Source organism: Saccharospirillum salsuginis (assembly GCF_014651855.1).
Taxonomy (GTDB): Bacteria; Pseudomonadota; Gammaproteobacteria; order Pseudomonadales; family Natronospirillaceae; genus Saccharospirillum; species Saccharospirillum salsuginis.
The window spans coordinates 201,095-214,729 of sequence record NZ_BMXR01000004.1 but is presented as its reverse complement, the minus strand read 5'-3'; the positions used below and the strand labels follow the sequence as shown (position 1 = coordinate 214,729).

The 13,635-nt window shown below is 61.0% G+C and carries 11 protein-coding genes; 1 reads left to right on the top strand and 10 read right to left on the bottom strand.

The features are described 5' to 3' along the window. The 3 genes from IE111_RS09385 to rluC all read right to left on the bottom strand — a co-directional run. Positions 1-1,094 (bottom strand): IS1182 family transposase (locus tag IE111_RS09385; RefSeq protein WP_189608298.1); only part of this gene is annotated, 1,094 nt, incomplete at its 3' end. 177 nt (positions 1,095-1,271) lie between these two features. Beyond that, positions 1,272-2,264: a S49 family peptidase gene (locus tag IE111_RS09380; protein WP_189608297.1), complete on the bottom strand. Its 993-nt coding sequence runs from the start codon at positions 2,262-2,264 to the stop codon at positions 1,272-1,274. A 48-nt stretch (positions 2,265-2,312) separates the two neighbouring features. After that, entirely contained in the window at positions 2,313-3,266 is a 954-nt protein-coding gene (rluC, locus tag IE111_RS09375; protein ID WP_229805303.1) for a 23S rRNA pseudouridine(955/2504/2580) synthase RluC, read from the bottom strand. Between the two features lie 536 nt (positions 3,267-3,802). Between rluC and rne the strand changes: the two genes are divergently transcribed. After that, entirely contained in the window at positions 3,803-6,652 is a 2,850-nt protein-coding gene (gene rne, locus IE111_RS09370; protein WP_229805302.1) for a ribonuclease E, read from the top strand. 96 nt (positions 6,653-6,748) lie between these two features. Here the strand turns inward: rne and murB are convergent, their stop codons facing one another. From murB to IE111_RS09335, 7 genes are all read right to left on the bottom strand, one after another. Continuing rightward, positions 6,749-7,765, bottom strand: coding sequence for a UDP-N-acetylmuramate dehydrogenase (murB, locus tag IE111_RS09365; protein WP_189608295.1), 1,017 nt, complete (start codon positions 7,763-7,765; stop codon positions 6,749-6,751). After that, complete coding sequence (locus IE111_RS09360) at positions 7,765-8,274, bottom strand: low molecular weight protein-tyrosine-phosphatase (RefSeq protein WP_189608294.1); 510 nt, start codon at positions 8,272-8,274, stop codon at positions 7,765-7,767. The genes murB and IE111_RS09360 overlap by 1 nt, the downstream gene beginning before the upstream one ends. Continuing rightward, positions 8,271-9,026 (bottom strand): 3-deoxy-manno-octulosonate cytidylyltransferase, encoded by a 756-nt coding sequence (gene kdsB / locus IE111_RS09355; protein ID WP_189608293.1) that lies wholly within the window; start codon positions 9,024-9,026, stop codon positions 8,271-8,273. The genes IE111_RS09360 and kdsB overlap by 4 nt, the downstream gene beginning before the upstream one ends. Continuing rightward, positions 9,019-9,972 carry a tetraacyldisaccharide 4'-kinase gene (gene lpxK / locus IE111_RS09350; protein WP_189608292.1) on the bottom strand — a complete coding sequence of 318 codons (954 nt, stop codon included), beginning with the start codon at positions 9,970-9,972 and terminating at the stop codon, positions 9,019-9,021. Before lpxK ends, kdsB begins: the two co-directional genes overlap by 8 nt. Positions 9,973-10,031: 59 nt before the next feature. Next, on the bottom strand, positions 10,032-10,451 hold the full coding sequence (locus IE111_RS09345; RefSeq protein WP_189608291.1) for an ExbD/TolR family protein: 420 nt from the start codon (positions 10,449-10,451) through the stop codon (positions 10,032-10,034). 12 nt (positions 10,452-10,463) lie between these two features. Further along, entirely contained in the window at positions 10,464-11,078 is a 615-nt protein-coding gene (locus IE111_RS09340) for a MotA/TolQ/ExbB proton channel family protein (protein ID WP_189608290.1), read from the bottom strand. Positions 11,079-11,193: 115 nt separating this feature from the next. Further along, positions 11,194-13,401 (bottom strand): DNA internalization-related competence protein ComEC/Rec2, encoded by a 2,208-nt coding sequence (locus IE111_RS09335; RefSeq protein WP_189608289.1) that lies wholly within the window; start codon positions 13,399-13,401, stop codon positions 11,194-11,196. Positions 13,402-13,635: the final 234 nt, after the last annotated feature.

The window sequence follows — 13,635 nt, the reverse complement described above, 5'->3', positions numbered from 1 at the left end:
CCCGTCCTTGATAGAAGCTGCCCCCGGGGGCACAGGTAGACGTCGCGCTCAGCATCGTAGGTGAAGGCCTGGCGGGAGAAGCGGCCGTTTTGGTCGAAGCGTTTCGCGGTGTTCGGGATGGCGACGTAGGCGGTGACGCCGTTATCTTCGCACTGCTTGAGTTGATCGCTTTCGTAGTAACCCGCATCGCTCAGAGCGGTCAGACTCTCCACATCCAGAGCCTCTTTGGCCCGTTCGGCCATGGGGGCCAGTTGATGACTGTCGTTCCCCTCATTGGTGACCTCGCTGGCGGCGATCAGCTTGTGCTCATCGTCCACAGCGATCTGGACGTTGTAGCCACTGACGGATTGACCGCGCTTAGTCAGTCGGCGCGCATCGGGGTCGGTTGTCGATATCTGCTTGTCGCCGCTGGCTTCCAGGGTTTGAAGCTGCTCTTGCTTGGCGGACAATTTCTCCTGCATCGCCTCCAGCTTGGTGGTCAGCGACGGATCCTCGGTGGTGGCCGGTGTGTCGGGGCGACTGTCTTGCCGGTCGTTTTGATCCAGTTCCGTATGCCACGCCTCGATGTCCTGTTCCAGCGAGGCGACCTGCTTTTTGAGCTTGTCTTGGGTGTGGATGCTGCTTTTGCTGGCGTTGGCCCGGAAAAAGCTGCCGTCGATCCCCACGGTGTGGCCGCCGAATAACGCCAGTTCTCGACACAGCAGCGTGAACTCCCGGTTCACCCGTACCAGGGCCTGGGCGTTGTGTTTGCGGAAGTCGGCGATGGTCTTGTAGGACGGCTCCAGCCCCCCAAGCAACCAGATCACTTCGAGATTGCGCCGGGTCTCGCGCTCGAGGCACCGGCTGCTGCGCACCTTGTTGGTGTAGCCGTACATGTAGAGTTTGAGCAAATCCGCCGGGTCGTAGGCCGGCTGCCCGGCCTGGGTCGCACTGCCGGCGGCATGCAGAAAGCCCAGCTGGGCCAGGTCCAGGCTGTTGACGTAGGCGTCGATCGCACGAACGTGATTGCCTTGATCGACATAATCATCCAGGCGTGGCGGCAACAAGCTCTCTTGCAGACGGCATTGGCCGGTTTTGTAGCGGCGGGCAGGCACTGGAAAGCTCCCTTTTGAATAGCAAGCCGTGATTGTAACCTTAAAGAAGGGATACTTTCACAGCCTCATGGCCCGCCACGACAGATTAATGACCCCACATTTCCGGTCACTTTTCCGTTGAATGGCAATCGCACGGTTCAGTAATTTCTTTAGCTGCGCTGGTGGGCAGTGCCCACCCTACTTAAGAGTCCAATTGTCGGTAATGCCGAGCTCGACAAGGGTCTCGGCCATGCCGACTCCCATCTCGCGGGCGAACTGGCGCCACGGCGACGGGCGCATGGTGAAGTCGATCAGTTTCGGGTAACCGAGTTCCCGGGCCAGTTGGGAGGTGGATTTCAGACCATCCACCAATCCGAGCTCCACCGCCTGTTGTCCGGTCCAGACCAGCCCTGAAAACAGGTTGTCATTGCTCGTGTCGAGACGCTCGCCCCGCCCTTCGCGAACGTCGGCGATGAACTGCTCATGCACGTCGTTCAGCAATTCCTGGAACAGTTCGCGTTCTTCCGGGTCCACATCCTGAAACGGGTCCATAAAAGCCTTGTGCTCACCCGCGGTGAAGTCTCGCCGTTCCACCCCGATCTTGTCGATAAGCTCGGTAAACCCGAAACCGGCCGCTGTCACACCGATGGAGCCGACGAGGCTGGCACCGTTGGCGTAGATGTTTTCGGCGCCGGCGGCGATGTAATAGGCACCACTGGCACCGGTGTCCGTAATGACGGCGTTGATGGGAATATCCGGGTGTTCGTCGCGCAATCTGCGCAACTCTTCATAGACATAGGCGGACTGAACCGGGCTGCCGCCGCCACTGTTGATGCGCAGAATCAGTGCCCGGGTGTCCGGGTGATCCAGCGCCGAACGCAAGCCGCTGTAGATATTGTCGGCGCTGGCCTGTTCGTTGGCGGCAATCAGACCTCGCACTTCGACCACCGCGGTATGACCGCCAGTAGTCTCCGGTATCACACCGCCCCCAAAATCCCGGCTCGCGATGATCAGCCACAGCAAGGCGAACAGGTATATAAATGTCATCAGCTTGAAAAAGATGCCCCACCGCCGCTGTTTGCGCAGCTCCAGGGTGTTGGCCATGACCACTTTTTCGATCAGATGCCATTCTTTCCGGGAGCCGGCCCACTGCTCGCTGGTGTTATCGTCGGTGTTGCGATTTCCAAACATGATGTCTCAGCCTGTCCAGAAGTTCATAGAATCATCGGTCACCCACGCTCAGCGTGAGGTATCTTGCCGGCTTAAGTCCGTCAGCAGCCGGGTCAGTGCCGGGTCGAGAGGCGCTTGTACGGTCAGGGGTTCACCGCTGTCCGGATGCGGCACCCTAATTTGTGCCGCGTGCAAAAACAAGCGCCCCAGCCCAAGACTGCGACACAGTGCCTCGGCCCGGGGTGTTTGATACTTGGTATCCCCAAGAATCGGATGACCGGCGTACTGGGTGTGAACGCGGATCTGGTGGGTTCGCCCCGTTACCGGCTGGGCTTCGACCCAGGTGGCCTTGTCGTAATGCTTTAACACCCTGAACCGAGTCAGCGAGGGTTTGCCGTCCGGTGCGACGGTTACGATGCGCTCCCCGCCATTCGCCTCGTTCTTGCGCAGCGGCGCCTCCACCCGATCCAGGTCATCGGGCCAGGTGCCGTGCACCAGGCACCAATAGGTCTTGCGGACCTCGTGTTTCTGGCGAAAGGCGTCCTGCAGGGTCTTCAGGGCGCTGCGTTTCTTGGCGATCAGCACGACACCCGAGGTGTCCCGATCCAGCCGATGCACCAACTCGACGAACTTGAGCTCCGGCCGAATCACCCGATAGGATTCGATCAGGCCGAGCGCAATGCCCGAACCGCCGTGTACCGCCAGACCATGCGGCTTGTTGATCGCCACAAGCCAGTCGTCTTCATACAGAATGGCCTTGTCCAGTTGATGGCGCAGCTGTTGCCCCGGAACGGCGGTGTTCACCGGTTTTTCACTGACTCTGACCGGCGGGATACGGATTTCGTCGTCCGCCTGCAGCCGGTACTCGGGCTTGACTCGCTTGCCGTTGACGCGGACTTCGCCTTTACGCAAAACCCGGTAGACCCGGCTCTTGGGTACCCGCTTCCAGTAACCAATAAGAAAATTATCGACCCTCTGACCGGCGCGATCCACTTCTACCCGATAAAAACTGACTTTTGACACGGTGCCCCTGTCGTTGACGCAAATAAAAACGCGATTGTACCAGCTCGAAGCGAAAGCACGCAGCGCCAGCATGCGTGAGGCTCCGGGGTGGCCGCGGGAATTGTCCACAGGGATCTTTGCTGCTAGACTCGAAAGCGCTGGGAATCCGGCGGACCTACCGCCCAGAGACCACACAGGCGGCAAGGACCGGACCCCAACCCACGGAATACAAACAACGTGTATTCCGGACGTATTGGTTGGGCAGCAAGTACAGTTTAAAACAGTGTATGACCCAGGGTTCATACGGAAGAACGCACTTCATCATCTCGGAGACCTCAGTCAGAGTCCCGGCTACGCAAGTGCATCTAAAGAGAGCAGGCATCCCCATAAGACTCTGTCCGTGTGCCCGGTTATTGTTGGAAGACACCGAAACGCTGTACCGGTAAAAAACCGGTGCAATTCATAGTGTTACCGATTTTCTATCGGTGTTCGCCTGCCTGTAGACCCTGCCCTTGCTGCTCTGTCACTCATAGCTAATTGCAGAGTAAAGAATCTCGATGAAAAGAATGCTGATCAACGCAACCCAGGCAGAGGAGCTCAGGGTTGCCCTGGTAGACGGTCAGAAATTGTATGACCTGGATATCGAAACTGGCTTCAGGGAACAGAAAAAAGCCAACATCTACAAAGGCAAGATCACCCGCATCGAACCCAGCCTGGAAGCCGCCTTCGTCGACTTCGGCGCCGAGCGCCACGGCTTTCTCCCGCTTAAAGAAATCGCCCGTGAGTACTTCGTCGATCCGAACATGTCGTCCCGTTCCGGTATCCGCGAGTTGGTGAAGGAAGGGACCGAGGTCATCGTCCAGGTGGATAAGGAAGAGCGCGGCAATAAAGGCGCGGCCTTGACTACCATGGTCAGCCTGGCCGGTCGTTATCTGGTGCTGATGCCGAACAACCCCCGCGCCGGCGGTATTTCCCGCCGCATCGAAGGCGACGAGCGCGCCCAGATTCGCGAGGCGTTGCAGGGTGTGAGCATCCCGGATGGCATGGGCGTGATCGTTCGCACCGCCGGCATTGGCCGCAGTGCCGAGGAACTGCAGTGGGATCTGGACTACCTGATCCAGCTGTGGGGCTCCATCAAGGAAGCCTCCACGTCCCGCCCGGCGCCCTTCCTGATCTTGCAGGAAAGCAACGTTATTCTGCGTGCGATTCGCGATTATCTGCGTCAGGACATCGGCGAGGTATTGATCGACAGTAAGGATGCCTACAACTACGCCCTGGATTTCGTGCAGAAAGTCATGCCGAACTACCAGAGCAAGTTGAAGCTGTATGAAGATCCGGTCCCGCTGTTCAATCGCTACCAGATCGAGTCCCAGATCGAGAGTGCCTTCCAGCGCGAAGTGAAACTGCCCAGCGGCGGTTCCATTGTCATCGATCCGACCGAGGCGCTGGTGTCCATCGACATCAACTCCAGTCGCTCCACCAAGGGTGGCGACATCGAGGAAACCGCCTTCCACACCAACCTGGAAGCGGCCGAGGAAATCGCACGCCAGTTGCGCTTGCGCGACATGGGCGGCCTGGTCGTTATCGATTTCATCGACATGAATCAGGCCAAGCACCAGCGTGAGGTCGAATCCCGCATCAAGGACGCGACCAACTCCGACCGGGCCCGCGTCCAGGTCGGCCGATTGTCGCGTTTCGGCTTGCTGGAAATGTCGCGTCAGCGCCTGCGTCCCTCCCTGGGCGAAACCAGCGGCATCGTCTGCCCGCGCTGTAACGGACATGGTATTATCCGCGACGTGAAATCCCTGTCGTTGGCGATTTTGCGCCTGGTGGAAGAGGAAAGCCTGAAGGAACGCACGGCGCAGATTCGCGCTATTGTTCCGCTGTCGGTGGCCACCTTCCTGCTGAATGAAAAGCGCGACACCATCCATGACATCGAGAAGCGCCTGGGCGCCCACGTACTGATCGTGCCCAATCCGCAGATGGAGACCCCGCATTACGAAGTGGTTCGTCTGCGCGATGACGACGAAGCGCTGGCCAATGCCGAACCGAGCTACGCCCTGAAACTGGAAGAAGCGCCAACGGAGACTGAAACCGTACTGGAAGCCCAGGCCAAGCCTCAGGAAGCGGCCATTTCCAGCATTCAGGCTCCGCGCGCTCCGGCTCCGGTACCGACCGAAGAAAGCCAGCCGGCGCCCGCCCAGAAACCGGCACCGGCGGCCAAGCCCGCTTCATCCGGTGAGACCGGTCTGTTCGGTCGCATCGGTCAATGGCTGGGCGGCCTCTTGGGTGGCGGTGAGTCGACGGAAGAATCCACCCGGTCTTCGCGTCCATCTTCGCAAAGCCCTCAGCGCAGCAACCGCGACAACCAACAGCGCAATGGTCGCAAGCCTTCCGGCGGTCGCCCGCCACGTGGACGGGGTCGCGATGGACAGCGCGACAGCGGTCGTCCGGCCCGTGCCAAAGGCCCGTCCGACAGTGCCGAGTCCCGCGCTCCGAGCCAGAAAGACAGCGCCAAAGGCGGCGGTCGCGGCAAGGACAACAAACGTCCTGAACGGACCGAGCGCACCGAGCAGCGGACCGAAAGCACGGACGAGTCCAAGGACCGCAAGGATCGCAAACAACGCCAACTGAAGCGTCGTGAAGAGCGCGATGCGAGTACCGGACGCGTACCGTTGGACGAAGTCGGCAAGAACCGCAAGGTTCGGGGCATCAGCAAGAACGCCAGCAAGCGGCCGAATCCGGAAAAACCGGATGAAGTGGTCAGCGACATCGACAAGGTGATTGAACTGATTGGCGCCAAGCCGTCGGAAGAAGCCACTGTGGAGTCGAAGCCTGCGGCCTCGACTGAAACGGCCCGGGACGAAACCCAGGTCGCCGACACCACGAAGCAGCGTGAACAGGCACCGGCCAAGCGTCCGGAGCAACCGGAAACCGACACCAAGCCGGAGCCGGAAGCAGCGAAGCAAGAGACCGCCGAGCCTGCGGAGAGCGCCAAGCCATCCGCCGGCGAGCCGTCCAAACTGGAAGAGTCGCCTTCGCCGCGCGTCGAGCACGAACCCGTGGAAAGCGACACCGTCACGGAAACCCGCGAAAAACCGGCCAAGCCTGTCGAGCAAGATCAGGCGACGTCTCAGCCGGTAACGTCCGAAGCCACGACCGAAGCTAAAACCGACGGAGCCAAGACCGAAGCCGAACCGACAGAAAAACCGGCGGAATCGGTTCAGCCGGAAGCGCCGAAAGAGGCCCCGGTGACGCAATCGGCCGAAGAAGCGACGACCAAAGCGACCTCGGAGTCCTCGGAAGACAAGACCGAGCCCGGTTCAGAGGACGCGGCACCGAAACGCGCGCCGAACGACCCGCGTGAAGTGCGTCGCCGTAAAATGGAAGAGCAGCAAAATCAGTAATTCCGTTCGCTGACTTTCACTTAAAAAAAACGCCCCGAATTCGGGGCGTTTTTTTTGTCCGGTCGATGCATCACATTCGGAAACCAGTGATCACCACTAGGACCCGTTCCAGAGCCTCGGTTCGCGTTCCAGGCGGACACCGAATGTGCTCTCCACTTCCGATTGAACGTGACGCTGCCAGTCCAGAATTTCGCTGCCGTCGGCTCGACGGGGATTCACCACCACCAACGCCTGCTTGTCATAACACCCCACGCCGGACGCGTTGGCCTGGCCCTTCAGGCCGCATTGGTCGATCAACCAACCGGCGGCCAGTTTCCAGGCGGCACCCGACGGATAGGCCACCAGTTCTGGCCAGCGCTGTTTAAGCGACCGATAAACCTCTTCCGAAACCAGCGGATTCTTGAAAAAACTGCCGGCGTTCGGAATATCCCCCGGGTCGGGCAGCTTGGATTGCCGAACCGAGATGACGGTGTCCATTACGGTCCACGGTGTCAGATCATCACGGTTTTTGAGGGATTGCAGCGGTCCGTAATCCAGTACCGGGTGGAAATCACGGGACAATTCGAGATCGATCGAGGTGATGATGTAACGGTTGGAGGCTTGCTTGAACCGGCTGTCCCGATAGGCGAAGTCGCAGTCTTTACTGGCGAACCGCACCCATCGACCTTCAACGGTATCGAAGGCATCGACCGCCACCAGTACATCGCTGAGTTCCACGCCGTAGGCACCGATGTTCTGTATGGGGGCCGCGCCGGCCTGACCCGGAATCAACGCCAGATTTTCCAGCCCCGACAGGCCTTGCTCCACACTGAATCGAACACATTCATGCCAGTTCTCCCCGGCCTGGAAACGCCAGTGTTCGAGCCTTCCATCGGATGAATCCAGCCGTTGCCGGCCACGTAGATTCATACCCAGAACCAGGCCGCGAATTCTCGGCGCCATCACCAGATTGCTGCCGCCACCGAGAACGCGTACCGGCAAAGATCGGGCCTGCGCCCAGTCGACAAGTTCCGGAATCTGCGTTCTATCGGTAATGTCCGCCCAGTAGTCGGCGTGAGCGGTCACGCCCAGGGTATTGCGAGCGGACAGATCGACGTCGCGTTGAATGGTCATCAACGATCGCGCTCGCCCGGGCTATGGTGCAAACGTTCCAGCCAGGCATCGCTGGCCGCTTCACACAGGTCGAGCACGTGGGAAAACCCTTCATCCCCGCCATAGTAGGGGTCCGGCACTTCGGTCTCCGCTACGTCCTTCAGCGGTTCGAGGAACAGGGCCAGCCGGGCACGGCATTGAGCCGGCATCATGGCTTTCAGATTGGCCAGGTTGCTGCCGTCCATCGCCAGGATCCAGTCGAAGCGATGGAAATCGTCGACACTGACCTGGCGGGCACGCAGATGGTCGAGTTCGTACCCCCGTTCTTTCGCGGCCTGCCGGGCGCGCGGGTCGGGGGCTTTACCGATGTGCCAGTCGCCGGTTCCCGCCGAGTCGGTCTCGACCGATCCGGCGAGTGGCGAGCGGGCGAGCTTATGGTCAAATACACCCTGTGCGGTCGGCGACCGGCAGATATTGCCCAGGCAGACAAACAGGACGGCTGGATTGGTGTCGGCGTTGGAACGGCTCATGACGACCCTCTTGTGTTAAACCAGTGACGGACGGTATCAAGATCGGCCTGGGTGTCCACCCCGGCCGGTACGCTCTGGGCCGCTTCGGCGGCCACAATAACCCCGCCCTGCTCCATGAAACGCAACTGCTCCAGCTTCTCCAGCCGTTCCAGCTGGCTTTCCGGCCAGGCGACAAACGCGTCCAGGGCGCTTTTGCGATAGGCGTACAAACCGATGTGACGCTTCCACAGCCGGCTGTCATCCGATTCGGAGGAGTCCCGGTCGTGCGGTATGGCGGAGCGGCTGAAATACAGCACCTGGCCGTCCAGTCGCTGTACCAGTTTGACCGCGTTCGGGTTGTTGCGTTGCTCGATCGAGGTGATGGGTTCGTACAGTGTCGCCACATCCGCTTCCAGATGATCTTCCAGCAGCTGGGCAACCTGGCGCAGATTCTCCAGTGGCATCAGCGGTTCATCACCCTGCAGATTGACGACAATATCCTGCGCCGACAGCGACAGCTGATCGGCCGCCTCCTGCAGACGATCGGTGCCGGAGGGATGGTCCGAACGGGTCATGACGGCGTTGTGGCCGGCCTGCTCGACCGCTTCGAGAATGCGCCGGTCGTCGGTGGCGACGACAACACGATCGAACCCGGCGTCGCGCGCGGCCTCGGCGACCCGGACGACCATGGGCTGGCCGGCGATGTCCAGCAGGGGTTTGCCCGGTAGGCGACTCGAGCCGAAACGGGCGGGAATCATGATGACCTTAGCCATGTCGGTGCCTCCTGATGGCGTCTTCCAGTTGGTCGATGAATTCGTTAGGCAATTCGGGCTCCAGCCGGGCGACATAACAGTGCTCCGGCCAGGGCAAGGATAGCTTGATCGCATCCTTTTCGGTCAGGATCAGCGGAACAGAGGCGTCATCGAGTCGCTCCCGGGGGATGGCTTTGTGGTCGCCGGGCGTCAGCAAATGGCGGACGCGATATCCCTGGCCCCGGATCTGTTCCAGGAAGGCCTCGGGATGACCGATACCGGCGCAAACGTCCGCTTCGATCCCTTCCGGCAGGATCGATCCGTCGTGACGACTCGGTCGGGTCGGGTTCAGAACCAGTACGGCGTCCACGTCCAGCCCGGCCGGAGCCCGGGCCTTGGCGACCACCCAGTCGGCCAGTCGCAGCCTGGACGCTGGCTCCCGCAAAGGACCGCTCGGTAACAGACGGCCATTGCCAAGCCCGCGCAGACCGTCAACCATGACCAGTTCGAAATCCCGCCCCATCCGGTAATGCTGCAGCCCGTCGTCGCTGATAACAACATCGACCTCATGGGTATCGAGCAGAAACCGGACGGCCCGGTCCCGGTCCGGATCGACCACCACAGGACAATGGAGCGACCTAGCCAGCAACAGGGGTTCGTCGCCCGCTTCATTGGCCGGGGAATCCATGCGCACCGGATAGGGATACTGCGGCGCCCTGCCCCCGTATCCCCGCGAAACGATGCCGCAGTGCAGACCCCGATTGGTCAGGGCGCGGACAATTGCCTGGATGGCCGGGGACTTGCCTGTTCCCCCGACGGCGATATTACCCACCACCAATACCGGCGCTTTATAACGTCCGGCATGTCGGCTTTGAGCCCGATGACGGACAACCCGCCCCATCAAACCGCTCAACGGTGACAACAGGTACGCCTGCCACGTCGCTCGGGGTCGGTACCAGAATTCCATATCCGGCCTTCAGGCTACGCGGAGAGAGGCGACCCCCTGGGTCGCCCGGCAAGGGTTCATCATTCCTCCGGCATCCGGGTGGCGTAGCTAACCTTGGTGAACCCCATCTGGCCGACGGCATCGAGTGCGAAAATCATCGCCTGGTGCGGCGCCTGGGCGTCCCCGGTGATGATGACGGTCTGGTCCCGGTTCTGGCCGGCCACCTCGGCCAGGGCCTGCTTCAGGGAGTCGCTGTCGTTGCGCAGCAGGGGCGTATTGTTGACCGCGTAATTCCCGTTGGCATCGACCAGGATCTCGAGCGGACGCTCGTCGCCCAGAACCGCCTCACTGGAACTCTCCGGCAGGTCGATCTCCAGCTTGGTTTCGCGGGTAAAGGTGGTCGACACCATGAAGAAGATCAGCAACAGGAAAACGACGTCAATCAAAGGCGTCAGGTTGACCTGAACCTCTTCCTGACGGGTGCTGCGTCTGAATCGCATGCTTCGCTCCTGTCAGTTGCCGCTGGCGTCGGAATGGATGGCGTCCACCAGTTTGGCGCTGTCCTGCTCCATCGAGACCAGCAGCTCATCGACGCGACGGCTCAGAGCCCGGTGAAAGATCAGGGCCGGGATGGCGACGCTCAGGCCCGCGGCCGTGGTGATCAACGCCTGGGAAATACCGCCGGCCAGTACGCCGGTGTTGCCGGTTCCTTGAACCATGATGGCGGTAAACACCTCGATCATACCCAGCACCGTACCCAGCAGGCCTAGCAAGGGGGAAACCGCAGCAATGGTGCCCAGGGTGCTGAGGAATTTTTCCATCTCGTGTGCGACGTGGGTGCCGGCCTCCTGGATGGCGTCCTTCATGGCCTCGCGGCCGTGCTTGGATGCCGTCAGACCGGAGGACAGGATATATCCGAACAGGCTGCCGCCCTTCAGTTCCTTCAGCTTGGACGAATCCAGCTCCTGATTCTTGATCCACATCCACACTTTTGGCAGTTGGTCCTTGGGTTTGACCTTGGCCAAGCGCAGCGCCCAATACCGTTCCACGATGATGGCGATGGCAATGACGGAGCACAGCACGATTGGCACCATCAACCAACCGCCCGCTTTGATAATCTCAAACACGAAAGTTACCTCCACTAAGACGAGCGTAATTTAACACACTCATAGACAAACTTAACTCGTTGAATTCACGCAGATTCTGACGTATTTCTCGGTTTGGGAACCGGGCCCGGCCTGGTCACTCCAGCAGCCTCTCGCGGAAGGCCGATGCCCGGTCCAGCGCGCGCCAACCGCCGTCCCGCTGGACCACCGTCACCGTTCCCCGCCGGGCCGTACTGGTCAGCGGCCGGCCCCGGTCCCCGAGATAGGTCAACAAGGGTCGACTCGGCCAGCGGGGCGATGCCCGGTCGCCGGAACTGACCAGCAAGAGCGCGTCCGGACTGGCATCGAGAAACGCACTGGCACTGCTGGTATGACTGCCATGATGGCCAATGACTTGAATCGCCACCGGAAAGACCTCTGGAAACGCCTGTAGTAGCCAGTACTCGACCAGTCGATCGGCATCACCGGTGATCAGCACCCGCCCCGAGGGCGTGTCGATGGCGATGACGCAGGAATGTGCGTTGGAATCGACCCGAAAGGACTTGGGAATCGGCAATACCCGGAAGGTCAAGGACGCATCCTCAGCCAGCGCATGACAATCCTGCCACCCGCGAGCCCGAGCAATGCTCGCTACCGCATCCGGCTCCCCGGCCAATCGCCGGGCGGCGGGCCACTGGTGAACCGCCCAGGCGGCTCCGCCGACATGATCCAGATCGGCGTGGCTGACCAGGATACCGTCCAGTTCGATGTCCCGACGTTTGAACCAGCCGGCCAGGCGCTGGGCCGCGATCGAACGGCCATCGCTCCACTGCCCGGCGGTGTCGTACAGCCAGGTGGCGTCGGGCCACTCCAGCAGAATCGCCTCGCCGTGCCCGACATCCAGCATCGTCATTCGGAACGCTTCGGGCGCGCTGGACGTGCGAGGACCCAACCCCACGATCGCCAACATCGGCACCAGCAACCAACGTTGGCGACCGGCCACCATCTGACTGAGCAAAAACCACAGCCCTACTCCCACCAGGCCTACCTCCAACCCGGTCCAGGCCGGAGAAGAGGCGTGCCAGTCGGCCAGAACGTCCAGCACCTCTATTCCGATCGAAACCAGGCTCTCGTAACCCGGGACCCAGGCCAGAGTCGGCATGGCCAGAATGACCAGACTCCAGGGCAACACCACCAGCGTAACCAGCGGAATCATCACCAGATTGATCGGAATCGACAGCGGATGCCAGTCAAACCCCATCACACTGCCCACCGGCACCATCAATACCGACAACGCCAACTGAAGCCGGATAGCCAATTGCCAGGTCGGCAGCTCCAGGCTGCGCCAACGCTCGGCCAACCGAACCAGAACCGCCACCAAGCCGAAACTCAACCAGGCACCGCTGTCGAGCCAGGCCTGTGGCTGCAGTACCGCAATCGCCACCGCCGCACTGGCCAGAACCTGGGTGCTGCTCAAACGAAACCCCAACGCCAGCGCGGTCAGGGGAATCACCAGCATCACCCAGGCCCGAACCCCCGGAAACCCGAATCCGGTCAACGCCACGAACGCCCCACTCGCCGCCGCCACCGACACCAGTCGCATCAGCCCGACGCCCAATCGATCCGCACCCGGTACACGCATCAACAGGCCGCAGGCAAACAACGCCCAGGCCGCCACCATCCCCACGTGCATGCCGCTGACCACAACCAGGTGCTTGATCTGATTCTGCTCGAAGACATCCGACAGCGAATCGTCAAGCGCTCCCGACCAACCCAGGGCCAGAGCCGCCCAGACACCCAAAGCCTGCGACCCCGCAAACACCGGTTCGGCACGCCGATACAACCGCGTCGGCACCGACGGCCGGGTAAATCGACGCTCAACCTCGACCAAGGTCGCCAACGCATCGATACGTTCCGAAAAATAATACCGGGTCGGATTGAAATTCCCCGGCACCAAACGTCCCAACGGCTGCCGCAAGCGAACCTTCGCCACCAGACACTCGCCTGGCACCAAAGCCACCTCCGGCTCCGCCGTCACCCGAACCCGTCGCAACGTCAACGCCTCCGGCTGATCAACCACCCGAACCACCGCCGCCTGATAATCGCCATAGTCCCGAGCCGGCTGATCCAGACACACGGTCAACACATGAGCCTTATGCTGCTCCACCCGGGGCAACACCCGCTCCAACTCCCACTCCAGCCGGACCAACAAAACTAACACCAGGGCGCCACCCAACACCCAAACCCCAGGCCGCCGCCACCCCATCAATGCAACCGTGACCAACGCCCAACCCGCCGCCCAAGGCGGCCCCCAGTAAAACCAGACAATCGGTAGCGTGATCGACAACCAAGCGGCTGCGGTCATTCCATTGACCATGTTGGAGTAGGCTCCCTATGTAAAAATTGCGATCAGTAATGTGTGGTTATTCAGGGGCCAGTGGCCGCCGTTGGGGGTGCTCTGGAAGGGACATCTGAGGCAAGGATGCCGAAGCTAAGCGCCCATGGACGGGTTCACAGCGGTCCCTGGAAGAGCGCGCGCAACGACGGCCACGGGTTTTGGCACGTAGCCATCCACCCTACTCTACGTAACAATTCCACA

Coding starts and splice junctions, on each gene's coding strand:
- IE111_RS09345 (WP_189608291.1), bottom strand. CDS start 10,451: ATGCGATTCAGACGCAGCACCCGTCAGGAAGAGGTTCAGGTCAACCTG.
- kdsB (WP_189608293.1), bottom strand. CDS start 9,026: ATGGCTAAGGTCATCATGATTCCCGCCCGTTTCGGCTCGAGTCGCCTA.
- murB (WP_189608295.1), bottom strand. CDS start 7,765: ATGACCATTCAACGCGACGTCGATCTGTCCGCTCGCAATACCCTGGGC.
- lpxK (WP_189608292.1), bottom strand. CDS start 9,972: ATGGAATTCTGGTACCGACCCCGAGCGACGTGGCAGGCGTACCTGTTG.
- IE111_RS09380 (WP_189608297.1), bottom strand. CDS start 2,264: ATGTTTGGAAATCGCAACACCGACGATAACACCAGCGAGCAGTGGGCC.
- IE111_RS09360 (WP_189608294.1), bottom strand. CDS start 8,274: ATGAGCCGTTCCAACGCCGACACCAATCCAGCCGTCCTGTTTGTCTGC.
- rne (WP_229805302.1), top strand. CDS start 3,803: ATGAAAAGAATGCTGATCAACGCAACCCAGGCAGAGGAGCTCAGGGTT.
- IE111_RS09335 (WP_189608289.1), bottom strand. CDS start 13,401: ATGACCGCAGCCGCTTGGTTGTCGATCACGCTACCGATTGTCTGGTTT.